The 21,344-nt window shown below is 73.2% G+C and carries 20 protein-coding genes; 13 read left to right on the forward strand and 7 right to left on the reverse strand.

Features of this window, described 5'->3' with window-relative positions; translation table 11 throughout:
* The first annotated feature begins 196 nt into the window (after nucleotides 1–196).
* From ACTHAM_RS02710 to ACTHAM_RS02750, 9 genes are all read left to right on the forward strand, one after another.
* Nucleotides 197–1,453 carry an ABC transporter substrate-binding protein gene (locus ACTHAM_RS02710; protein WP_440684231.1) on the forward strand — a complete coding sequence of 419 codons (1,257 nt, stop codon included), beginning with the start codon at nucleotides 197–199 and terminating at the stop codon, nucleotides 1,451–1,453.
* 66 nt (nucleotides 1,454–1,519) lie between these two features.
* On the forward strand, nucleotides 1,520–2,482 hold the full coding sequence (locus ACTHAM_RS02715) for a carbohydrate ABC transporter permease (RefSeq protein ID WP_440684232.1): 963 nt from the start codon (nucleotides 1,520–1,522) through the stop codon (nucleotides 2,480–2,482).
* A complete protein-coding gene (locus ACTHAM_RS02720) occupies nucleotides 2,472–3,374 on the forward strand; it encodes a carbohydrate ABC transporter permease (RefSeq protein WP_440684233.1) in 903 nt (300 codons plus the stop codon). Before ACTHAM_RS02715 ends, ACTHAM_RS02720 begins: the two co-directional genes overlap by 11 nt.
* Nucleotides 3,375–3,379: 5 nt before the next feature.
* Nucleotides 3,380–5,047, forward strand: a complete 1,668-nt coding sequence (locus tag ACTHAM_RS02725) for a hypothetical protein (protein WP_440684234.1) — start codon at nucleotides 3,380–3,382, stop codon at nucleotides 5,045–5,047.
* A complete protein-coding gene (locus ACTHAM_RS02730) occupies nucleotides 5,044–6,078 on the forward strand; it encodes an SIS domain-containing protein (protein WP_440684235.1) in 1,035 nt (344 codons plus the stop codon). Before ACTHAM_RS02725 ends, ACTHAM_RS02730 begins: the two co-directional genes overlap by 4 nt.
* Nucleotides 6,075–6,854 carry a glucosamine-6-phosphate deaminase gene (locus ACTHAM_RS02735; RefSeq protein ID WP_440684236.1) on the forward strand — a complete coding sequence of 260 codons (780 nt, stop codon included), beginning with the start codon at nucleotides 6,075–6,077 and terminating at the stop codon, nucleotides 6,852–6,854. Before ACTHAM_RS02730 ends, ACTHAM_RS02735 begins: the two co-directional genes overlap by 4 nt.
* Before the next feature lie 127 nt (nucleotides 6,855–6,981).
* Nucleotides 6,982–8,262 carry an ammonium transporter gene (locus ACTHAM_RS02740; protein WP_440684237.1) on the forward strand — a complete coding sequence of 427 codons (1,281 nt, stop codon included), beginning with the start codon at nucleotides 6,982–6,984 and terminating at the stop codon, nucleotides 8,260–8,262.
* Nucleotides 8,262–8,600 carry a P-II family nitrogen regulator gene (locus ACTHAM_RS02745; RefSeq protein ID WP_440684238.1) on the forward strand — a complete coding sequence of 113 codons (339 nt, stop codon included), beginning with the start codon at nucleotides 8,262–8,264 and terminating at the stop codon, nucleotides 8,598–8,600. The genes ACTHAM_RS02740 and ACTHAM_RS02745 overlap by 1 nt, the downstream gene beginning before the upstream one ends.
* A 117-nt stretch (nucleotides 8,601–8,717) precedes the next feature.
* Complete coding sequence (locus tag ACTHAM_RS02750; RefSeq protein WP_440684239.1) at nucleotides 8,718–9,839, forward strand: PQQ-dependent sugar dehydrogenase; 1,122 nt, start codon at nucleotides 8,718–8,720, stop codon at nucleotides 9,837–9,839.
* Nucleotides 9,840–9,924: 85 nt separating this feature from the next.
* On the opposite strand, the gene ACTHAM_RS02755 is transcribed toward ACTHAM_RS02750, so the two are convergent.
* Nucleotides 9,925–10,140, reverse strand: a complete 216-nt coding sequence (locus tag ACTHAM_RS02755; RefSeq protein WP_440684240.1) for a hypothetical protein — start codon at nucleotides 10,138–10,140, stop codon at nucleotides 9,925–9,927.
* Between the two features lie 201 nt (nucleotides 10,141–10,341).
* Between ACTHAM_RS02755 and ACTHAM_RS02760 the strand changes: the two genes are divergently transcribed.
* Together ACTHAM_RS02760 and ACTHAM_RS02765 are read left to right on the forward strand one after the other, a co-directional pair.
* Nucleotides 10,342–12,699: a putative bifunctional diguanylate cyclase/phosphodiesterase gene (locus ACTHAM_RS02760; RefSeq protein ID WP_440684241.1), complete on the forward strand. Its 2,358-nt coding sequence runs from the start codon at nucleotides 10,342–10,344 to the stop codon at nucleotides 12,697–12,699.
* Nucleotides 12,700–12,769: 70 nt separating this feature from the next.
* Complete coding sequence (locus tag ACTHAM_RS02765; protein ID WP_440684242.1) at nucleotides 12,770–13,612, forward strand: MerR family transcriptional regulator; 843 nt, start codon at nucleotides 12,770–12,772, stop codon at nucleotides 13,610–13,612.
* A 50-nt stretch (nucleotides 13,613–13,662) separates the two neighbouring features.
* On the opposite strand, the gene ACTHAM_RS02770 is transcribed toward ACTHAM_RS02765, so the two are convergent.
* Nucleotides 13,663–14,307 carry an NAD(P)-dependent oxidoreductase gene (locus tag ACTHAM_RS02770; RefSeq protein ID WP_440684243.1) on the reverse strand — a complete coding sequence of 215 codons (645 nt, stop codon included), beginning with the start codon at nucleotides 14,305–14,307 and terminating at the stop codon, nucleotides 13,663–13,665.
* 132 nt (nucleotides 14,308–14,439) lie between these two features.
* Here ACTHAM_RS02770 and ACTHAM_RS02775 point away from each other — a divergent pair, with 132 nt between their 5' ends.
* Entirely contained in the window at nucleotides 14,440–14,805 is a 366-nt protein-coding gene (locus ACTHAM_RS02775) for a winged helix-turn-helix transcriptional regulator (RefSeq protein WP_440684244.1), read from the forward strand.
* A 3-nt stretch (nucleotides 14,806–14,808) separates the two neighbouring features.
* Here ACTHAM_RS02775 and ACTHAM_RS02780 read toward each other — a convergent pair whose 3' ends face one another.
* Together ACTHAM_RS02780 and ACTHAM_RS02785 are read right to left on the reverse strand one after the other, a co-directional pair.
* Nucleotides 14,809–15,285, reverse strand: a complete 477-nt coding sequence (locus tag ACTHAM_RS02780; RefSeq protein WP_440684245.1) for a CoA-binding protein — start codon at nucleotides 15,283–15,285, stop codon at nucleotides 14,809–14,811.
* A gap of 91 nt (nucleotides 15,286–15,376) precedes the next feature.
* The gene (locus ACTHAM_RS02785) at nucleotides 15,377–16,117 is read right to left on the reverse strand and encodes a TetR/AcrR family transcriptional regulator (protein ID WP_440684246.1); all 741 of its coding nucleotides are present in this window, start codon (nucleotides 16,115–16,117) and stop codon (nucleotides 15,377–15,379) included.
* 296 nt (nucleotides 16,118–16,413) lie between these two features.
* Between ACTHAM_RS02785 and ACTHAM_RS02790 the strand changes: the two genes are divergently transcribed.
* Nucleotides 16,414–18,375 (forward strand): hypothetical protein, encoded by a 1,962-nt coding sequence (locus ACTHAM_RS02790; RefSeq protein WP_440684247.1) that lies wholly within the window; start codon nucleotides 16,414–16,416, stop codon nucleotides 18,373–18,375.
* Here ACTHAM_RS02790 and ACTHAM_RS02795 read toward each other — a convergent pair.
* The 3 genes from ACTHAM_RS02795 to ACTHAM_RS02805 all read right to left on the reverse strand — a co-directional run bounded on the left by ACTHAM_RS02795 (nucleotide 18,364) and on the right by ACTHAM_RS02805 (nucleotide 21,328).
* Nucleotides 18,364–19,293 carry a DMT family transporter gene (locus tag ACTHAM_RS02795; protein WP_440684248.1) on the reverse strand — a complete coding sequence of 310 codons (930 nt, stop codon included), beginning with the start codon at nucleotides 19,291–19,293 and terminating at the stop codon, nucleotides 18,364–18,366. The genes ACTHAM_RS02790 and ACTHAM_RS02795 overlap by 12 nt on opposite strands.
* 76 nt (nucleotides 19,294–19,369) lie before the next feature.
* On the reverse strand, nucleotides 19,370–20,392 hold the full coding sequence (locus tag ACTHAM_RS02800; protein WP_440684249.1) for a DUF389 domain-containing protein: 1,023 nt from the start codon (nucleotides 20,390–20,392) through the stop codon (nucleotides 19,370–19,372).
* 129 nt (nucleotides 20,393–20,521) lie between these two features.
* On the reverse strand, nucleotides 20,522–21,328 hold the full coding sequence (locus tag ACTHAM_RS02805; protein WP_440684250.1) for an alpha/beta hydrolase family protein: 807 nt from the start codon (nucleotides 21,326–21,328) through the stop codon (nucleotides 20,522–20,524).
* Between the last annotated feature and the right edge of the window lie 16 nt (nucleotides 21,329–21,344).

Raw genomic sequence — 21,344 nt, forward strand, 5'->3', positions numbered from 1 at the left:
TGTGTCGCCACGTAAATTCTGGGTTTCTCGCAGGCCCTGAGGCGGTTTCCGGCCTTGAACTCTTTGCCATCGCACTGATAGCAAAGGCCACCACGCGCAACCTCGGTGTCCCCGGGACGCGCCCCAGCTCCGCCCCGTCCGCCCTTCCCTCCGACCCGGCCCGCCCGGGAGGAGGTTCCCCGAGAGGTCAGGAAACGTGAAGCTTCGTACCCTCACCGCGACATCGGCGCTGGCCGCCGTCGCACTCACCCTCACCGCCTGCGCCGGTAGCTCCGAGGCCGCCTCCGACGACCCTGTCTCGCTGGAGTTCGTCCTGTCGGGCGACGCCAACCAGGGCGGCGGCTACCAGGCCATGGCCGACAAGTACGAGGAGGAGACCGGCGTGCACGTCGAGATCGTCGACGTGCCCTACGACGACCTGGTCACCCGCCTGCGGTCGGGCGCCCAGGCAGGTGACCTGCCCGCACTGGCCCGCGCCTCGGAGATCGACCCGCTGTGGGAGTCGGAGCTGCTCGACCTGACGAGCATCGCGCAGGAGCGCGACGTCATGGAGTCGCTCCTGGTCGAGAACGAGGACGGCGAGATCCACGCGCTGCCCAGCGACCTCACCGCGGTCGGCCTGTTCCTCAACAAGTCCCTGTTCGACCAGGCCGGGGTCGCCTACCCCGGCATCGGCGACGAGCCATGGACCTGGGACGAGCTCACCGCGGCTCTCCGTCAGGTCCAGTCGGCGACCGGTGCCCGGTACGGCATGGTCATGGACGGCTCCGCGCACCGCCTGCGCTCCTTCATGTACCAGTTCGGCTCGCAGGGTGTGCAGCCCGACGAGGACGGCACGTGGACGCTCGACGAGGCAGGCGCCGAGGCGCTCGAGTACTTCGCGTCGATGAACGACGACCAGCTGATGCCGCGCTCGGTGTGGTTGTCCGGCGAGGACCCGTCCGCGATGTTCAAGAGCGGGCAGGTCGCCGCGTACTACTCCGGCGTCTGGCAGGTCACGGACTTCTCGCAGAACATCACCGACTTCGAGTGGACCACTGCCCTGATGCCGGCGCAGCCCACCCGCGCCACGAACCTCGGCACCAACTGGATGGTCGCGTTCGACGGCACCGGCGTCGAGGAGGAGACGCAGGCGTTCATCGACTGGATGTACACCCAGGAGAACTACGCCGAGCTCTCCCAGATCTCCGGCTTCCTGCCCGCGGTCGAGGGCCTCGACGTGGAGTACGCGGACAACGCCGAGGCGTTCGACATGTACTACGCCGAGATCGAGGCGTCCGACCCGATCGCCGGTGACCAGGCCACGACCGCGCTGCGCAACTCCTACGAGGGGCGCGTCCTGGAGTACGAGCCGCTGAAGGACGAGACGGTCAAGTACCTCAACGGCGAGCAGGACCTCGCCACCACCGTGCGTGAGATCGGTGAGCAGACCACCGAGGCGTACTCCGACTGACCCGGTGCGCCGGTCGCCCCGTCGCGGGCGGCCGGCGCACCCGCCCGATCCACCCGGGAGGACCTGATGACCCTGGCTCACGCACCGCGACGTGACGTGGTGCCCCTCGCGGGGCCCGCGCCCGCCGCACCCACGCCGCGACCGCGCCGCCGTCGCCCCTACGGGAGGTACACGCTCGCGCCGCTGCTGCTGACGGCGGTGGTCATCGTCCTCTTCGGCCTCTTCTTCGTCTGGCCCGGGGCGCTCGGGCTGCTGTACTCCTTCACCGACTACCGCGGCATCGGCGACCTCGACTTCGTCGGGCTGGAGAACTACACCGACCTGGCGGGAGACACCGACTTCTGGGCGGCGCTGAGCCGCACCGCGCTGTACGTGGTCCTGGCCGTCCCCGCAACGGTCGCGCTGTCCCTCGGCATCGCCGTGCTGCTCACGAACAAGTGGGCCCGTGGCACCGGGTTCGCCAAGGTCGTGTTCTTCATCCCCTGGCTGGTCTCCCCGATCGTCACCGGCGTGGTGTGGCGGTGGCTGTTCGGCGAGAGCTTCGGCATCGTCAACGACGTCCTCGGCCGCCTCGGCATGGACCCGCTGGCATGGAGCTCGGACGCCAACCTCGCGCTGGCCGTCGTCATCGTCGCCACCGCCTGGGCCAACACGGCCTTCACCATGCTGCTCTACGTCGCCGCCATCCGGAACGTCCCGACCTCGTACTACGAGGCCGCCCAGCTCGACGGCGCCAACGCCTGGCAGCGTTTCCGGGCCATCACCCTGCCGGGTATCGCCCCCACCACCTTCATGGTCGTGCTGCTGTCGACCATCGGGTCGATGAAGGAGTTCGCGATGGTCCAGGCGCTCAACGGCGGCGGACCCGGCACGGAGAACCGTCTGATCGTCCAGTACATCTACGAGACCGGCTTCGATCGCGCCCAGGTCGGCTACGCCAGCGCCGTCTCGATGGTCCTGATGGCGATCCTGCTCGTGGTCGCCCTCGTCCAGCTCCGCTTCGAGAAGAGGATCCGCGATGGCCTCTGAGACCACGTCCGTCCGTCCCGCTCCCGCGCCGGTCGACCGACCGCCGCTGCGGCTACGGCGCGTGCCCCTGCGCGTGCGGTTCACCCGTTCGCTGCCCTCAACCCTTGCCCTCGCGGTCCTGGTCGTGCTGTTCCTGTTCCCACTGGTCTGGTTCGTCCTCAGCTCGGTCAAGCCGGGCGGCGAGCTGTTCCGCTTCCCGCTGACGCTCTGGCCGGAGACCTGGACCTTCGACGGCTACCGGCGCGCCTGGGACCGGGTCGACTTCTCGCTGTACTTCCGCAACACGTTCGTCGTCGCCTCCGTCACCACCGTGCTCACGGTGTTCTTCAGCGCGGCGACCGGCTATGCGCTGGCCAAGTACCGCGCCTGGTGGCTCAGCACCCTGTTCGTGTGCGTCCTCGCCACCACCATGCTGCCCACCGAGGTGATCCTGACCCCGACGTTCACCGTCATCCGCGACCTGGGCCTGTACGACACGCTCGCGGGCATCATCGTCCCGTCGGTCATCACCGCCTCGGGCATCTTCATGTTCCGGCAGTTCTTCCTCACGGTGCCCGACGAGCTGCTGGACGCCGCCCGGATCGACGGCGCGCGGGAGCTGACGATCTTCTTCCGGATCATGCTCCCGCTCGCCAGACCGATCGCGATCACCCTGGCGATCTTCAGCTTCCAGTGGCGGTGGAACGACTACATCTGGCCCCTGATCGTCCTGTCGGACCCCGACCAGTTCACGCTCCAGGTCGCACTGCGCAGCCTGGTCGGCGCCGAGAACATCGACTGGACGCTCCTGCTGCCCGCCTCGGTGATCTCGATCGTCCCGCTCGTGGTGATGTTCTTCGTCGCGCAGCGGTACGTCATGAGCGCCGACCTCAACTCCGGGCTCAAGGACTGACGCCCGTGATCGACGAGCCCTACCGCGCCCGCCTCGTCACGGGCACGCTGGCCGAGGCGGAGGGGATCCTCGCCGCCGTCCGGGACGGCGTGCGGCCCACGACGCCGCACCGCGCCGCCATGCACGCCGTGCGAGTGCTCGTGCTCGCCGACCTGGTGGACGCGCCGGCGCCCGCCCGGGCCGCGGCCGCTTCGGCCCTGGTCGCGCACCTTGAACGGTCCCAGGGGCCGACCGGGCTGTTCGACGGCGACAACCTCGTCTCGCCGCCGGACACCTCGTTCACGATCAACGACCTGTCGCTGACGCTCGAGCTCCTCGAGTCGCAGGGCGACCCCGGCCCGGCGGACGTCGCCGGTCGCCTCCGGGCCGTCGGCGAGCGGGCCGTCGAGGCCCTGCTGGTCGGCGGTGTGCACACCCCGAACCATCGGTGGGAGCTGTCCGCGGCGCTGGCGGGCCTGCACCGGCTGACGGGCGACGAGCGGCTGATCGGGCGGATCGACGAGTGGCTGGCCGAGGGGGTCGACATCGACGCCGACGGCTTCTACTCCGAGCGCAGCCCGAACTACGCCGCCTACGTGTCCAACCCGTCGCTGCTGACCCTCGCCCGACTGCTCGGCCGCCCGGAGCTGCTCGAGCCGGTCCGCGCCTCCCTGCGCTCGCTGGTCCCGCTGGTGGACGACGACGGCGAGGTGGTCAGCATCCACTCCCGCCGCCAGGACCAGCGCGAGACCTTCCGCGTCCACTCCTTCGCCGGTCAGCTGCGCCGGTTCGCCGTGACCGATGACGACGGGGCGCTCGCCCGCCTCGCCGTCCTTGCGTGCGAGGACCCGCGGCTGGAGTGCGCACGGGAGCTGGCGGACGGGCTCGTCGACCCGGCGCGCCTGCGGTCGCTCCCCGCGGCGGCGGCACCGCGGGACGGGACGGTGACCCTGCGGACCATCGGCCTGGTCCGGCGTCGTTCCGGCGCGGCGGCGAGCACGGTGTTCGGCGGGTCGGACCACGCCCGCACCCGGCGGATCGCCTCCGGGCTGGCGAACTCCGCCGCCCTGCTCCAGCACCGCCGCGGGGCTGCGCGCCTGCACGCCCTGCGCGTCGCGCCGGCGTTCTTCGACACCGGCGCGTTCCGTCCCGACACCGTCGAGGTCACCGACGAGCGCGTGGTCCTCACGGGCTCGACGGTCAGCGGGTACTACCAACCGCTCGCCGCCGACAGGCGCCGCGCGGACGGCGCCTACCTGCTGACCGACGAGGGCCGGTTCTTCGCCCAGATGGACTTCCCGGCGCGCGAGCGCAGCGACCTGCGTCTGGCCACCACCGTGGTGGTCGACCTGCGCGACGACGGTGCCACGGTCGAGGTGCGCTGCCAGGGTCCACGCACCCGGCTGGCCGTCGAGCTGACACTCGGGCAGGGGGTGCTCGTCGGCGCCGACCCGCACCCGGAGCTCGCCGACGCCCTCTGGTTGCGCGAGGGTCCGTTGACCCTGCGATCCGGCAGCGACGAGCTGCGCGTGCAGGTGTCCGGGCACGACAGCGGGCTGCCACCCCGGTACGACGACGGTGAGCTGTTCACCTACGTGCATGGCGAGGACCGCGTCCCCGGGGTGCGCGTCCTCGTCGGGGGTTGGACCGACCAACCCCTGCAGGTCACGATCACGACGGGGGGAACGGCATGACCGCCGCAACGGTGGCGTCCTACGTCCGCGAGCAGCCGGGGGTCCTCGCACGGCAGCTGACGAGCCTGCCGTCGGCCGCGGCCGATGCCCTGCGCGCGGCGGGGGCGCAACGGACCGCGCGCGTGCTGCTCGTCGGCTCGGGGACCTCGCACCACGCCGCCCGGCTGGCTGCGTCCTCGTTCGCCCGCCCGGTCCGCGTGCTCGTCCCGACCGACGCCCTGCACTTCCCCGGTGACCTGGTGCTCGGACCTGACCTGCTGGTGGTCGGTGTCTCCCAGAGCGGGCGCAGCACCGGGACGCTCGCCGTCCTGGAGCGTGCGCGGGCCGCCGGTGCTGCCACGCTCCTCGTGACCGGGGAACCCACCGACGACCGGTACCCGTCGCTCGACATCGCGTGCGGCCCCGAGGGCGTCGGAGCCAAGACGAAGGGCTGCACCGGCACGGTCATGGCCCTGCATCTGCTGGCGCGCGCACTCGACGACGCCGACCCGGACAGCGACCTCGGGACGGCACCGGACGCCGTCGCCGCCGCAGTCGCCCGGGCCGCCGCGCCGATCGCCGGCCTGGTCACCGCGCCGACCCCCACCGAGGTGCACGTCGTCACGTGGGGGCCCTGGCGCCCGGTCGCGGACGAGGGCGCGCTGAAGATCCTGGAGACCGCTCGGGTCCCGGTCGAGGTCTGGGACGTCGAGGAGTTCCTGCACGGCCCGCACCGTCGGCTGCACCCCGGCAGCCTGCTGGTGGTGGTGGGCGGGCACGGTCCGCTCGCCGACCGGGCCGACCGGCTGGCCCGGTTCGTCGTCGAGCTCGGCGGACGGGCCTTGCACGTGATCGCCGGCGGCCTCGCGTCCACCGGTGCGGGTGAGGTCAGGATCGCGCTGCCGGAGGACGGCGATGCCGCCCGCCTCGCCGCACTGGTCCCCTTGCAGCTGCTCGCGATCGAGCTCACCGGCGCTCGCGGTCTGAGCCCCGAGGAGGACGTCTTCCCCGACTTCCACGCGCGGCTCGGCAGCAAGGAGGTCCCGGCATGAGGATCGAGGTCCTGCCCGACGCTGCCGCCGTGGGCGCGGCCGCGGCCGCCGTCGTCGTGGCCGCACTTATCTCCCGACCCCACCTGGTGCTCGGTGTCGCCACCGGGTCCTCGCCGGGACCCCTGTACGACGCGCTCGCCCAGCGGGTCCGTGAGGGTCTGGACACCTCCGGGGTCCAGGCGTGGGCGCTCGACGAGTACGTCGGCCTCCCGGCGTCGCACCCCGAGAGCTACCACGCCGTCGTGGCCCGCACGGTCACCGGGCCGCTCGGCCTGGATCCGGCGTCCGTGCACGTCCCTGACGGCGCGGCTCGCGACCCGCACGCGTCCGCCGCCGACTACGAGGCCGCCCTGGCGCGTACCGGCGGCGTCGACCTGCAGATCCTCGGCATCGGCCACAACGGGCACCTGGCATTCAACGAGCCCGGTTCCCCGGCCGGCTCGCGCACCCGGGTCGTGCCGCTCACGGTCCGGACCCGGCAGGCCAACGCCCGGTTCTTCGGCGGCGACGTCGACGCCGTGCCCACGCACGCGATCACCCAGGGTCTGGGCACCATCGGCGCCGCGGGGCACCTGCTGCTGGTGGCGACCGGTGCGGACAAGGCCGAGGCCGTGGCCGCCGCCCTGACCGGTGAGCAGTCCGCCGAGGTGCCCGCCTCGCTCGTCCAGCGGCACCCGCAGGTCACCGTGCTGCTGGACGCCGCGGCCGCGCGCCACCTGCCGGCATCGTTCGGTGTGGGCGCCGCACGCCTGGCGGGGGTGGCCGAACCGCGGTGAAGTGATCGGCAGGGGTGCCGCGGACTGCCGTCGAGACGGCGGTCCGCGGCTCTCGGGCGAGCCACTACCCTGACGCGGCTGCGCCGCACGGACGAGGTGTGCGGGCCGTGAACGAGGGATGCCGACGATGCCACTCCTGACCGAGGTGCCGGTCGACACGGGCGACACCGCCTGGATCATCGTGTGCACCGCACTGGTGCTGCTGATGACCCCGGGGCTCGCGTTCTTCTACGCCGGCATGGTCCGGTCGCGGCACGTGCTCGGCATGATCATGCAGAGCTTCGCGGCGATCGCCGTGGTGTCGGTGACGTGGGTCGTCATCGGCTACTCGCTCGCGTTCGACCAGGACGCGGGCGGCGGGCTGGTCGGCGGGCTCGGGTTCGTCGGGCTGCACGGCGCGGACCTCGCCGTGCCGGGGCTCGACCTGAGCGTGCCGCCGCTGGCGTTCGTCGCGTTCCAGATGATGTTCGCGATCCTCACCGCAGCGCTGATCAGCGGGGCCTCGGCCGACCGGATGCGGTTCGGCGCGTTCGTGACCTTCCTCGCGATCTGGTCGGTGGTGGTCTACGCACCGGTCGCGCACTGGGCGTGGTCGCCGGGCGGCTGGCTGGCGCGGGCGGGGCTGCTCGACTTCGCCGGCGGCACGGTCGTGGAGATCTGCTCGGGGGCCTCCGCGTTGGCGTTGGTGCTGGTCATCGGGCCGCGACGCGGGTGGCCGCGCGAGATGATGGCGCCGCACAACCTGCCGTTGACGCTGCTCGGGGCGGGGCTGCTGTGGTTCGGCTGGATCGGCTTCAACGCCGGGTCGGCCCTCAGCGCCGGGCAGCTCGCGGCCAGCGCAGCCCTGGCCACCCACCTGTCCGGCGTCGGCGGCATGATCGGCTGGCTCGTGCTCGAGAAGCGGGTCACCGGCAAGGCCACCACGTTGGGCGGCGCGTCCGGCGCGGTCGCCGGACTGGTCGCGATCACGCCGGCCGCGGGCTACCTCTCGCCGATCCCGTCGATCCTGCTGGGCATGGTGGCCGGCGCCGTGTGCCTGCTGGCGATCCGGCTGAAGTTCCGGTTCCGCTACGACGACTCACTCGACGTCGTCGCGGTCCACTACGTCGGCGGCGTCATCGGCACGATCGGTGTCGGCCTGCTCGCCGCGGCGGCCGTCAACCCGGCGGTCGTGCACGAGGGCCTGCTGCTGGGCGGTGGCGTGGCCCAGCTGGGGCGTCAGCTGCTCGGCGTCGTGGCGGTCAGCCTCTTCGCGTTCGGGGTCACCTACGCGATCGCCTGGGTGCTGCGGTCCACCATCGGGCTGCGGGTCACGCCCGACGAGGAGTACGAGGGTCTCGACTCCAGCCAGCACGCCGAGACCGCCTACGAGCTCACCTCCACCTCCGGCCTGGGAAGGGTCTCCTGATGAAGCTCATCACCGCCATCGTCAAGCCGTTCAAGGTCGGTGACGTGCGCGAGGCGCTGGCCGCCGTGGGTGTGCGCGGTCTCACGGTGTCCGACGCGCAGGGCTACGGCCGGCAGGGCGGGCACACCGAGGTGTATCGGGGGGCGGAGTACCAGATCGACTTCGTGCCGAAGGTCCGCCTGGAGATGCTCGTGGACGACGCCGACGTGCAGGTGGCCGTGGACGCCGTGGTGGCCTCCGCGCACACCGGCAAGATCGGCGACGGGAAGGTGTGGGTCCAGCACGTCGAGGACGTCGTGCGCGTGCGGACGGGCGAGCGCGGGGCCGACGCGCTCTGAGTCCCGGTCCGGACGGCCCGGCCGTGCGGACGGCCCGGCCGTGGTCGACCATGGCCTGACCGGCTCCGTCGGGGTCGTCGAGACGGACGTGGCTGGACGGGGCTGGTGGCAGTGGGGATGGAGCGAGCGGTCCGGGGCGCGCTGGCGTCCGTGCTCGTCCTCGTGGTCGGCGGTGCCCTGCTCGCCTGCACCCCGGTTGGTCCGTCGTCGCCCACGCCGACGGTCGTGACGGCCGCACCGACGCTCGCGAAGGACGCCACCAGCCCGCCGACACCCGCCCCGGTGGGACCCACGGTCGTCGCGACGGGGCTTCAGGCGCCGTGGTCGGTCGTGTTCGCCGGCAACGTGGCCCTGGTCAGCGAGCGCGGCACCGCCCGGGTGCTCGAGCTCGCGGCGGACGGCACCACGCGGGAGGTCGGCACGGTCGAGGGTGTCGTCGCCACCGGTGAGGGCGGGCTGCTGGGGCTGGCGGTCGACGCGCAGGACCGGCTGTATGCGTACTCGACCGGCGCGGACGGCAACCGGATCGAGCGCTTCACGCTGACGGGTGGGCCCGGCTCGTACGGGCTGGGGTCGGTGGAGACGATCGTGGACGGCCTGCCGTCGGCGGGCGTGCACAACGGTGGGCGGATCGCGTTCGGGCCCGACGGGATGCTCTACGCGGGGGTGGGCGACGCAGGGGAGCGGTCGTCCGCGCAGGACCTCGACCGGCTCGGCGGCAAGATCCTGCGGCTGACGCCCGACGGCGACGTGCCGGCCGACAACCCGTTCCCCGGGTCGCCGGTGTACAGCTACGGTCACCGCAACGTGCAGGGTCTGGCGTGGGCGGCCGACGGCACGATGATCGCCAGCGAGTTCGGGCAGGACACGTGGGACGAGCTCAACGTGATCGTGCCGGGCGGCAACTACGGGTGGCCGCAGGTGGAGGGCGCCGCGGGTGTCGAGGGATTCGTCGACCCGGTGCAGCAGTGGAACCCGGACGAGGCGAGCCCGAGCGGCATCGCGGTCGCCGACGGCACCGTGCTGGTCGCCAACCTGCGAGGGCAGGTGCTGCGGGCGGTTCCCGTGGCCGACCTCGGCGCCTCGTCGGTGCACCTGGCGGGCGAGCTCGGTCGGCTGCGGGCGGTGGCGGTGGCTCCCGACGGTCGGCTGTGGGTCGTCACGAACAACACCGACGGTCGCGGGACGCCGCGCGAGGGTGACGACCGCATCGTGAGCCTGCACCTGCCGCTGGGATGACCTGCGGCGCCTGTGACTGGTGCCGGTGAGAGGGAGGTGTGTCGGATGACGGGGACGGCACCTGCCTCGCGCCCGGTGGCCGCGCTCAGGCGGCGCAGCAGGCGTCGCGTGGGGCGATCCGACCGCCGACACCCGCGACGATCCGGGCGCGGGCCTGGTCGGCTCTCGCCCGGGTCCGGGCCCAGCGCTGCGGGTGCACCACGCAGCCGGGGCAGGCCTCGGCTGCGCGCCGGTGGGCGAGCTCGCGCTCCAGCGTCGCCTCGGCCTGCCGGTGCACGATCAGGATCAGTTCGGGGTGCATGTCTTCTCCTCGGGTCGGGCGGACGATCTGCGATATGACATTGATGATCGTCGATATGACGAGGATGGACCAGACATCGACGGCTGTCAATGTCTGCCGTCGTCTCCCACATTTCGCCCGCACAGGGGCTTCAGGGGGTGTTCACCGGTGACGAAAGCCCACGATGAGGGGCGCCCGGCCCCCGAGGACGGGGGCAGGTCGATGCGCAGGCTGCGCGAGGGGCGGCTTCAGCGACCCGTCGCGCTCGTCAGTGCCCTCGCGATCGTCGCGTTCCTGGTGCTGCCCGACGGGGGGATCGCCCAGACCGTGGCCGCGACGGTCTGCTTCGCGCTCGCGCCCGTCGTGCTCGGCATGCGGGCGCATGCGCTGCGGGGTGCCGCCCGGCGGCGGGTCCGGCTGCTGTGGATCGCCTCCGGCACCTACGGCGTCGCGATGGGCGTGTGGTACCTGGCGCTCGCCGCCGGCCGGCCGGTCGGTTTCCCCTCGGCCCTCGATCTCGTGTTCTTCGCCGTGTTCTGCTGCTACCTGGCGTTCCTGGCCCTCGTGCTGCGCGACCGCAGCCCGACCGGTGCGCTGGACAGCCGGCTCGCGCTGGTCGACTCGCTGATCCTCACGACCGCGGCGTGCGCCGTCATCTGGGTCACGCTCATCCGTCCGACCCTGGCGGACGCGGCCACCCCCGCGGCCACGATCGTCGCCCTCGCGTACCCGGGGTTCTCGATCGCGATGGTCATGGTCGCCGGTCGGCTGGTGGCCGCCACCGGCACCCTGCGCACGCCGTCCGGTCTGCTGATCCTGCTGTGGGTCGGCGCCGAGGCGGTGGGTGACGTCATCTACGGCCGGCAGATGACCAGCGGCAACTTCCAGTACTCCTCGGCCGTCACGGCGCTGTGGCTGGTCGCGTGCGGTGCGTTGGCGACCCTCGCCGCGCGGACCGACCCCTCCGAGCTGGCCGGAGGTGCACGGGAGGTGCGGCACGGGCCCGTGTGGACGGCGATGCGGCACGTCGTCCCGCTGGTCGCGGCACTCGTGCCGTTCGCGCTCGCCCTGTTCGACCCCTCGCACGCCGGTGCGATGATCGTCGGCGGGCTCGTCTCGTTCTGCCTGGTCACGTGGCGTGCCGGCATGCTGCAGGGCGACCTGGCCGACGCACGCCAGCTCACCGAACGGCTGGATCGTGCTGTCGAGGAGCTCGCGGCGCAGCGTGACGAGCTGGAGCACCTGGCGTTCAGCGATCCGCTCACCGGGTTGGCGAACCGGGCGCGCTTCACCGAGGACCTGCTCGGGGCGCTGGGGTCCGGGCCAGGCGCAGTGCCTGGGGCTGGGGCTGGGGCGCAGGCTGAGCCTGCCGTCTGCGTGCTCATGCTGGACCTCGACGACTTCAAGGTGGTCAACGACTCGCTGGGGCACGGCGCTGGCGACGCCCTGCTGATCGCCGTCGCGGCACGGTTGCAGGACGTCGTGGGCGAGCGGGGCACGGTCGCCCGGCTCGGTGGCGACGAGTTCGGGGTGCTGCTGCCGGCTGTGCCGGAGGTGGTCGGTGTGACGGTCGCCGGCTCGATCGTCGCGGTGCTCGAGCAGCCCTTCGCCGTGGAGGGCCGCCTGCTGCACACCTCGGCGAGCATCGGGGTGGCGGTGGTGCAGCCAGGTGGCGACGTCCAGGTGGCGATGCGCGACGCGGACCTGGCCATGTACGCGGCGAAGGCTGCGGGGAGCGGGGCCGTGCGGGTGTTCGAGCGGCCGCTGCTCGAGCGGGCGCAGTCGCGGTTGGAGCTGGAGAGTCACCTGCGCCGGGCCGTGGAGCGCGAGGAGCTGGTCGTGGAGTACCAGCCGATCGTGGACCTGCGCACCGGTGAGGTGGCCAGCGTCGAGGCGCTCGTGCGCTGGCACCACCCGCTGTGGGGCGTCGTGCCGCCCGACCGGTTCATCCCGGCCGCGGAGTCCACCGGCACGATCGTGGGCATCGGCGAGTGGGTGCTGCGTCGCGCGTGCCAGGACGTCGTGCTGCTCAACCGCGGCCGCTCGCGACCTCTGGCCGTGACCGTCAACGTCTCTGTCCGTCAGGCCCAGGACGGTGGCTTCGCCGAGACCGTGCGCCGGGCTCTGGCCGACTCCGAGCTGCCCCCTGAGTGTCTGGTGCTCGAGGTCACCGAGAGCCTCGTCATGGACAGCAGCGCCGCCGCGGCGGCCACCGTCGACGAGCTGCACGCGCTGGGCATCGCCTTGTCGATCGACGACTTCGGCGCCGGGCACTCCTCGCTCGTGAGGTTGCGCGCGCTCCCTGTCCGGGAGCTGAAGATCGACGGCGAGCTGGTCAGGAACATCGATGCCGATGCGACGACCCGGCCCATCGTGACGGCCATCGTCGCCCTGGGCCGTGCGCTCGGCCTGGCGGTCATCGCCGAGGGTGTCGAGGAGCCGGCGCAGCTGGCGGCGGTGCGCGGGCTGGGGTGCGACCTGGCTCAGGGGTACCTGCTGGCCCGGCCGTCGCCGTGTGATGCGCTGGTGCTGGACAGCCGCCTGTCGCTGGTCGACCCCGAGCGCGTCGACGTCAGCTAGGGGCGTGTGGTCGTCGCCCCGGTGCCGCCGTCTTGTCCCTGCCCCAAGGGCAGCACCTAGCGTGGCGGGCATGACGACGAACGATGCCCGGCCGGGTGTGGCACCGGTGCTGACCACCGGTGCGCTGGCGCGGGCGGCCTCCCTGACGGAGAAGGCCGTGCGCCTCTACGTGGACCGAGGCCTGCTGCAGGCGGACCGCGAGCCGCGGACCGGGCGCCGCGAGTTCGGGCCCGAGCAGGTGGCCCGCGCCCGGGCCGTCGGCCTGCTGCGGTCGCTGGACCTGCCGCTCGCCCAGGTCGCGCAGGTGCTCGACGCGCCCGACCCGGTCGCGGCGTTCGACGCGGTGTGGGGCGAGCGGCGGGTCGACCTGCGGGTCTCCCTCGAGGCGGGGGAGTACGCGCGCTCGGTGCTCGCCGGGTCGGTGCGGGTGCCCGTCGGCGAGGTGCGGGTGCGTGAGGTCCCCGAGCTGCTGACCCTGTCGATCGAGACGTCGGCGACGCTGGGCGGTGTGCCCGACGCGATCCGCGGGGCGACGGGACTGTTGTTCGGTGCGCTCGAGGCGGCCGGGGTGCCGCTGGCGGCGGCACCGTTCGTCGAGTACCCGGAGCGGGCGACCGAGGGTGTCGCCGCGCGACTGGTGGTGCACGTGCCGGTGGTCGAGGCGGTGCGTCCGCCCGCTGCGGGCTTCCGGCTGGGCGTCGAGGGGGCGCACGCCGAGGCCTTCGTGGTGCTCACGCAGCACGAGGTGGACGACCAAGGTCTGCTGGTCGCCGTGCACGATCATCTGTCGACCGGGGCGTTCGCCGACGACCTGGTGCCCGTCGGTGCGAACCGGGAGATCTACCGGCCCGCGTTCGGCACGGGTGCCGAGGGGCCCGTGATGGAGGTCGCGGTGCCCGTCCTGCCCCGCTGACCGCCGGCGGCCGTCAGCGGTCAGCGGGGCAGGACGGGTCCGTCGGGTGCTCAGTACGCGACGGTGAACCGTGCCCGCCGGTGCGCCGGCGCCTCGATCTCGTCCACGATCGCCTGCGCCAGGTCGGCGCCGGAGATGTTCGAGCCGCCGTCCGCGTCGACGAGCAGCACGTCGTCGCCGAGCCGGAACGTGCCGGTGTGCTCACCAGGTGCGAACGCGCCGTACCCGCCGGCCGGGCTGAGGTAGAACCAGTCGACCTGCTCGTCCGAGGCGCGCAGGTCGTCCAGGACCGCGCCCATCTCGAGCGACTCGGGCCTGTACTCGGCGGGGAACCCCTCGGTGTCGTACACGCGGGGGCCGCCGGGGGCCACGTGCAGCGAGCCGGCACCGCCGATGACGCCCAGGCGTGTCCCGGTGCCCTGCACGGCGGCGGTCAGCTCGGCGACGACGCCGCGCACGGCTCCAGCCAGCGGGCCGCGGGGGGCGAGGGCCTCGATGACGACGTCCGCGTCGGTGACGACCTGCTGCAGGAGCGCGCTGTCGGTCGCGTCGCCGGTCACGTAGGTGACGCCCTCGACGGGCTCGGCGGGGGCGTTGCGCGAGTAGGAGGTCACCTGGTGCCCGCGCCGGGCGGCCTCGCGGACGATGTTGCCGCCGGTGTACCCCGTGCCGCCGAGAACCTTGATGCGTGCCATGACTGCGTTCCTTCCGTCGTGCTTCCCTGCGAAGCGACTAATGGTTACCGTAGGAGAGTGACTAGCGACTGGGAAGTAGGCACTTCCTGGTAACCGACTTCCGTCGGGGTGCGCAGACCGAGGAGCGTGGCGATGACCGAGCGAGCGTTCGACCCGTACGTGCGCGACTGCCCGACGCGCCAGCTGCTGGACCGGATCGGGGACCGCTGGACGGTGCTGGTGGTCGGCACCCTCGCCGACGGGCCGCTGCGGTTCTCCGAGGTCGCCCGCCGCGTGGACGGCGTCTCGCAGAAGATGCTCACCCAGACGTTGCGGGCGCTCGAGCGCGACGGGCTGGTCACGCGGACGCACTACCCGGAGATCCCGCCCCGCGTGGAGTACGAGCTGACCGAGGCCGGGCACACGTTGCAGGAGCCGCTGCGGGCGCTCGAGCACTGGGCCGAACGGCACATGGCCGGCGTGCTCAGTGCACGGGAGGAGTACGACGCGGTCGTCTGATGCTCACACCGTGCGGGGCACCCGGCCGGTGAGCGTCATGAACCGGCACATGATCCGGTGACCCCGGTCGGAGGGGGTGCCGAACATGAGCGGGCACCCGCCGTCGATGACCGTCATCCCGTGCGCGCGCCCCCAGGTGACCGCCGCCGGGTCGACGCTGCCGGCGTCGACCGAGCGGTGCATCCACACCTGCGTGATGCCCAGCCCGGCGGCCTCCTCGACGGTGGCCTGCGCGCGGTCGGGGCGCGTGCCGATGACGACCGCCTCGACGCCGCCCGGGATCGAGGTCAGGTCGGGGTAGGCGGGGTCGCCCTCGACGGACTCGGCGTGCGGGTTGACGGCGAACACCTCGTAGCCGGTGTCCCGCAGCCGCTGGTAGACGACGTTGCTGCCATGGCTGCCCGGGGTGCGGGAGACGCCCGTCACGGCGATCCGCCGGGCGGCCAGGAACGTCTCGGCCGCGGCCTTGGTGCTGGTCATCGTCGACTCCTTCACACGTGATGCGTACGGTATACGCATCACGGTAGCGCGCCCGGTCCGGATCCGGACCCCGTTCCGAGGTCGGAACCGATCAGCCTCCCGGCCGCGACGCCCGCTCGAGCACCTCCAGGCCGTCCAGGATCCGCTCCAGCCCGAAGTCGAACGTGCCGTACGACGACGCCGGTGCGGCCAACGCACCGGCGTCCAGCGCCCGCCCGAGCGACGGCAGCTCACGCGTCTGCGGCATGTCCCGCACCGTCCCGCCGAAGTCCTCCGCCAGCCGGCTGCGCTCGCCGGGCGGCACCGTCGTCTCCGCCCGCCACCGGGCCTCCCACAGCACGTACCCGCTCAGCAGCAGCAACGCATCGGACTTGTCGTGCTCCGACAGCCCGGTCCCCGCCAGGCATGCGAAACCCCGGTCGAGCCACACCAGCTGGCTCGGCGTGCCTGCCCGGTCGGCCAGCCGGATCTCCTCCAGCCACGGGTGCGCCAGCAGCACCGCCCGCTGCGCACGGCACCACGCGTCCAGCTGCATCCGCCACGGCACGACCGCCTGCGCATCCGACCCCGCGGACGCGTCGAACCGGCCGCTCGCACCCGCACCGCCCGCCACGGCAGCCGTCCGCCACACCGAGTCGTGCATGCGCAGCAGCAGCTCGTCCTTGTCAAGCACGTGCCGGTACAACGACATCGGGGCCGAACCCAGCCGACGCGCCAGGCGGGTCATCGACACCGCCGCCAGGCCCTCGTCGTCAGCCAGGGCCACCGCCGCCTGGACCACCCGCTCGGCCGACAGGCCCCGACGGCCCGGACCTGAGCGAACGACAGCCATGGTCCCGATGCTACGGGCCGGGTGCACGTGCACCGGTCGCCGACCGCCGTGACCACGGCCGTGAACCAGACCGGCAGCCGGTACGTGACGAGCACCTGCACGCTCGGCCCGACCTCGACCCGGTCCGCGACGGCCTCCGTCGTGCCCCGTCCGAGCGACGATCCCGCAGGTCAGCGAGAGATCGGGGCAATTCGCCCAGAATCGCGTCCGAAGGTGCGCGCCCCCTCCACAGAGGACCTAGGTCCCCCTACGCTCCACGGTGCGCGGGCTGTTCCGCGCCCCTTCGGAGGTGTTCCATGCTGCGCCGGTCCCTGCACGCCGCCCTGTCGCTCGTCGCTGCCGCCGCGCTCGTCGGGGCGGGACTGGTCGGCGTGGCCACACCCGCGGCCGCTGCCGGCTTCACCGGCTCCGCCCAGGTCGTCGGTGCGTCGTCGACCTCGGTCGGGGCCACCTACACCGTCACGTTGAACACCACCGGGCTCAACCCGGTGCCGACGGACTACGAGCTCCTCTGGCAGCGCCAGCCGGTCGGCGGCGGGGCGATCACGACCATCACCACGCAGTCGGGTGCGCCTGACCCGTCCGGCCTCACCACGCTGACGTACACGACCACCGCTGCGGACGCCGACCACTACCTCCTGCTCACCGCGACCTTCACGAGCACCGTGCCCGAGCCCGATGCGGTCTACGTCGCGTACGGTCAGGCCACCGTCTTCCCCGGCTCCTTCGTGACGCCCGGCTCCCTCACCGTCGCCGGCACCGCGCGGGTGGGCCAGACGCTCACCGTCACCGACACCACCGCAGGCTGGAGCCCGACACCCGACGCGGTCACCTACACCTGGTACGACGTCGACCCCTGGACGCAGCTCGGCACAGGAACCTCGTACGAGCTCACGGCGGCCGACCTCGGCCGCGTCATCGTCGTGCAGGCCCTCGCCACCCGCACCGGGTACACGGACACCGCGGTCTACTCGCCGTGGATCGGGGCCGTCGGCCCCGGTGCGTTCACCCTGACCGCGCCGCCGACGGTCGCCGGTGGGCTGCGCGTGGGGCAGACCGTCACCGCCACGGCCCCGCAGCTGAGCCCCGCACCGGACGCGATCGCCTACCAGTGGTACCTGCACGACGGCACGTCCATCGCCGGAGCGAACACGCAGAGCCTGACCCCGACCGCCGCCCTGCTCGGGGAGTCGGTGTACGTCGTCGCCACCGCCACCCGGGCCGACTACGACTCGTACGTCGTCGCCTCGGCGCCCACCGGGGCGGTCGCACTCGCCGAGCTGAACCTCGTCACCGCACCGCAGATCCCCTCCGCCGTGCACGTCGGCACCGCCGTCACGGTGACCGCTCCCACCCTCACGCCCAGCCCCGACGCGCTCGCGTACCAGTGGTACCGGACGCCGGACGTGCTGATCCCCGGGGCCACCGGGGCCACCTACACGCCCACCACCGCCGACGTCGGCAGCCAGCTGTACGTCATCGCCACCGCCACCCGGACCAGCACGCAGCCGTACGTCGTCGCCTCGAACCTCACCGGGGCCGTCGCGCTCGCCCCGTTCACCACGGCGCCCGTGCCCACCCTCAGCGGACCTGGCATCGTCGGCACCACGTTCACCGTCGACCCGCACACCGCCGACTGGGCCCCGACGCCGACCAGCGTCACGTACCGGTGGTACCGGGCCAGCCAGGCCCAGCCGGTCGGCACCCTGATCGCCGGTGCCACCAGCGCCACCTACACCGCCACCGCGCAGGACGCGGGCAGCTACGTCTACGTCGAGGTCACCGCGCACCGCGCCGGGTCCGCGGACCACGTCGTCGGCTCGGCACCCAGCCGCACCGTGAACCCGCCGTGGGTCGAGACGCCCGACGACGCGGGCACCGTGACCACGAGGCCGGGCGGTCGCCTGCAGGTCGTCCTGCACGGCCTGCTGCCGTCGACCCTCTACGCGCTCGAGCTGCACTCCACGCCCGTGTCCCTCGGCGCGGTCACCACGGCCGCCGACGGCACTGCCTCCGTGGACGTGACGGTCCCGGCCGGGACGCCGACCGGCAGCCACACGCTCGTGGTGCTCAAGGACGGTGTCGTGGTGCTGCAGGTGCCGGTGACCGTCGTGGCCGCTTCCGGGGTCGCGCCGGTGGCGGCGGCCCCGGCGGCCGCGCTCGCCTCGACCGGCGCCGACACCGCACCGGTGCTCGTGCTCGCACTGGTGCTCGTGCTGGCGGGAGCGGGGCTGCGTCGCCTGCGTTCAGCGCGCTGAGGGCTCGGCCGCCGGCCGCAGCAGCACCACGGCGGCGAGCAGCAGCGCCATTCCCACCAGTCCCGGCAGGCTGACCGTCTCGCCGAGCACCAGCACCGACAGCACGGTCGCCGTCACCGGCTCCAGCAGGGCCAGGACGGCGGCCGTCGTCGCGGGCACCCGAGGCAGGCCCGAGTAGTAGGCCAGGTAGGCGCCCGCGGTCGGCAGGGCCGCGAGGTACACCACCCAGCCCCACGCAGCGGCGGAGGTGCCCGACAGGGCGAACCCGGCGACGAGCCCGAACGGCACCAGCAGCACCCCGGCGAGCGTGAACGACGCACCGATCAGGGCGGTCGGCGACAGCCCCGGCACCGGCACGCGGTTCAGCAGCGTGGTGGCGGCGAACGACGCACCCGAGACGAGCGCCAACCCGCAGCCGGCCGCGGCGGCACGCCCGTCCCCGGCGGTGGGTGTGCCGGTGAGCAGCAGCAGGCCGACGAGGGCAGCCACCAACGCGGTGACGGTCGCGCGCGGGGGCATGCGTCGGGTGCCCCACGCGGTCACCACGGCCACGGCCAGCGGTGCGCTGCCGAGCGCGACGACGGTGGACAGTGCGACACCCGCCAGGTCGACCGCGACGAAGTACGCGCCCTGGTAGACCGCCGAGAGGGCCCCGGTGGCAGCGACCCGCACCGCCACGGCCCGGTTCCACGGCAGCGCCCGCAGTGCCCCGGTCGCCGCAGCGGCGGCGAGCATGACGAACCCCCCGCCGAGCAGGCGCAGGGAGGCGATCGCCGGCCACGACAGGTCCGTGACGCGCGCGACGAGCGACCCGGCGAGCCCCCCGGTGCCCCACAGGACCCCGGCGAGCGCGACGAGTGCGAAACCCCGGGACCGCATGGTGTCGGGGGTGGTCCGGACGACGGACGAGGTCGGCATGGTCGGCCCTCCCGCGGCGACCGTAGCCGGGCGGTGTTTCGCCGCGGTGACGGCGTCGCGCCACCCCGCCTGCCGGTCAGCTGCCGACCGCGCCCGCCTCGATCCGCTCACCGAGGGACGTCGTCACGACCACCGACATCCCGTCCGGCACCTGCCCGACGAGCGCGTCCACCAGGTCGCCCACCGGCGGCACCGCACCGGGGGTCTGCACGTCGACCTGGAAGGTCGTCGAGGCGAGCTCCACGTCGACGACCGAGGCGCCCGGGACGGCGCTCACCCACTCGTCAGCGACCTCTTGCACCCGGCCGGTCAGGACGGTCAGCAGGTAGGCGGCCACGGTGTTGGCCGCCAACGGCAGACCGACCAGCACGAGCAGCAGCCCGACCGCCAGTGCCGCCCGCCTGCGCGGACGACCCAGGGCGACGTCCTGCTCGGTGCCGTACCCGACGGTGGCGAACACGAGGGTGCCGGCCAGGACCAACGCCAGCAGGTTCGACACGAACAGCAGCAGCGCACCGAGCGCGAGGCCCACGGCCCCTTGTCCCAGGCACACTCCGACGACTGCCAGCGGTGGCACCAACGAGATCGAGATCGCCACTCCCGGCAGCACGGCGGCGACGTCGCGACGGGACAGTGCGATGGCGCCGGCGAACCCGGTGGCGATCGCCGCCACCAGGTCGAGCAGCCCGGGTGACGTGCGCCCTGCGATCTGGCCGTTGGCCAGCAGGTCGAACGACCCGGGAACCGCCAGCGAGAAGAGTGCCCCGACTCCCACTGCGAGCGCGGCACCCAGCAGCGCGTAGCGGGCGGAGGCCAGCCCGGTGCCGCGACGCCCCGTCGCGATGCCGAGGGCCACGCCCATGATCGGCGTCGACAGCGGGGCGATGATCATGGCGCCGATCACCGTCGCGGTGGAGTCCGCGAGCACCCCCGCGCAGGCGATCACCGCGGACAGCGTCAGCATCGTCCAGTAGGCGGACCGCTTGGCACCGTGGTCGCCCGAGGTCAGGTCGAGGTCGTCGCTGAGTTCGAGAACGGTGCGTCGCTGCTGCTCGGGCAGCACCCGCGAGAGCGCTCCGGGCCGCGTGCCTCGGGGCACGTGGCCTGACCGCGACTGCGCTGACATGACGGTCTCCAGGTCATCGCCGCCGGGTTCCGTGGCACCGGCCTCGGTGCGTCGACGATAGCGGCGTGTGCCGTGACCTGCCCGTCCAGGGCGCCGTCCGGGTCAGGTGGTGTGCCCCGAGCCGAGGGCCACCCGTACCGCGCCGAGCACCGCGGGCCACGCGGCGGACCTCGGGTCGATCACCTCGAAGTGACCGGTGCCCGCCAGCTCGACGAGCTCGACACCCGGGTGGGCGGCCGCGTAGTCGCGGGCCGTCCCGACGGGGACGGCCTCGTCCTGCGTACCGTGCACGAGCACCGTCCGGCACGCAGGGGCGCCGAGCAGTGTCGGGTCGCCGGCGGCGTACCGGTCGGGCACGGTGAGCGGGTCGCCGCCCATGAGCCGCTCCACGGAGTCCGCGTCGGGCCCGGTGCGCTGCAGCGAGCTCAGTGCGACGACCCCCGCCAGCGGGACCACGCCGGCAACCGACAGCGGGGTCGACCGGTGGCCTGGTGCGTCCGCGGCGGTGAGATGCCGCACGCTCGCCCACAGTGCCAGGTGCCCGCCCGCCGAGTGCCCCACGAGCACCACGGCCCCGCGGTCGAGCTGCGCGAGGCCGGCCGACTCGATCAGGTCGGGCACGGTGTCGGTGGCGACGGCGACGTCCTCGAACGTCTGCGGCCAACCGCCGGCACCACCCACCCGGCGGTAGTCGGTGTTGGCCACGACCAACCCGGTGGCGGCCAGGGCAGCGGCCAGCGGCCGGATGTGCGCGCGGTCGTGCGGTTCGCGCCACACCCCGCCGTGCAGCAGCACGACGAGGGGCAGCGGACCGCTCGTGCCGTCGGGCACGGTCACCTCGGTGACCTGGTCGGGGTGGCTGCCGTAGGGCAGCGTGGTCCACGAGGTGGTGCGAGCGGGGTCGGTCATGCGGGGCAGGCTAGCC

The sequence above is a fragment of the Cellulomonas soli genome, from assembly GCF_052036975.1.
Classification (GTDB): Bacteria; Actinomycetota; Actinomycetes; order Actinomycetales; family Cellulomonadaceae; genus Cellulomonas; species Cellulomonas soli_A.

Coding starts and splice junctions, on each gene's coding strand:
- ACTHAM_RS02805 (WP_440684250.1), bottom strand. CDS start 21,328: ATGACCGACCCCGCTCGCACCACCTCGTGGACCACGCTGCCCTACGGC.
- ACTHAM_RS02775 (WP_440684244.1), top strand. CDS start 14,440: ATGACCGAGCGAGCGTTCGACCCGTACGTGCGCGACTGCCCGACGCGC.
- ACTHAM_RS02785 (WP_440684246.1), bottom strand. CDS start 16,117: ATGGCTGTCGTTCGCTCAGGTCCGGGCCGTCGGGGCCTGTCGGCCGAG.
- ACTHAM_RS02750 (WP_440684239.1), top strand. CDS start 8,718: ATGGAGCGAGCGGTCCGGGGCGCGCTGGCGTCCGTGCTCGTCCTCGTG.
- ACTHAM_RS02770 (WP_440684243.1), bottom strand. CDS start 14,307: ATGGCACGCATCAAGGTTCTCGGCGGCACGGGGTACACCGGCGGCAAC.
- ACTHAM_RS02715 (WP_440684232.1), top strand. CDS start 1,520: ATGACCCTGGCTCACGCACCGCGACGTGACGTGGTGCCCCTCGCGGGG.
- ACTHAM_RS02745 (WP_440684238.1), top strand. CDS start 8,262: ATGAAGCTCATCACCGCCATCGTCAAGCCGTTCAAGGTCGGTGACGTG.
- ACTHAM_RS02730 (WP_440684235.1), top strand. CDS start 5,044: ATGACCGCCGCAACGGTGGCGTCCTACGTCCGCGAGCAGCCGGGGGTC.
- ACTHAM_RS02795 (WP_440684248.1), bottom strand. CDS start 19,293: ATGCCGACCTCGTCCGTCGTCCGGACCACCCCCGACACCATGCGGTCC.
- ACTHAM_RS02790 (WP_440684247.1), top strand. CDS start 16,414: ATGCTGCGCCGGTCCCTGCACGCCGCCCTGTCGCTCGTCGCTGCCGCC.
- ACTHAM_RS02780 (WP_440684245.1), bottom strand. CDS start 15,285: ATGACCAGCACCAAGGCCGCGGCCGAGACGTTCCTGGCCGCCCGGCGG.
- ACTHAM_RS02760 (WP_440684241.1), top strand. CDS start 10,342: ATGCGCAGGCTGCGCGAGGGGCGGCTTCAGCGACCCGTCGCGCTCGTC.
- ACTHAM_RS02740 (WP_440684237.1), top strand. CDS start 6,982: ATGCCACTCCTGACCGAGGTGCCGGTCGACACGGGCGACACCGCCTGG.
- ACTHAM_RS02765 (WP_440684242.1), top strand. CDS start 12,770: ATGACGACGAACGATGCCCGGCCGGGTGTGGCACCGGTGCTGACCACC.
- ACTHAM_RS02755 (WP_440684240.1), bottom strand. CDS start 10,140: ATGCACCCCGAACTGATCCTGATCGTGCACCGGCAGGCCGAGGCGACG.
- ACTHAM_RS02735 (WP_440684236.1), top strand. CDS start 6,075: ATGAGGATCGAGGTCCTGCCCGACGCTGCCGCCGTGGGCGCGGCCGCG.
- ACTHAM_RS02720 (WP_440684233.1), top strand. CDS start 2,472: ATGGCCTCTGAGACCACGTCCGTCCGTCCCGCTCCCGCGCCGGTCGAC.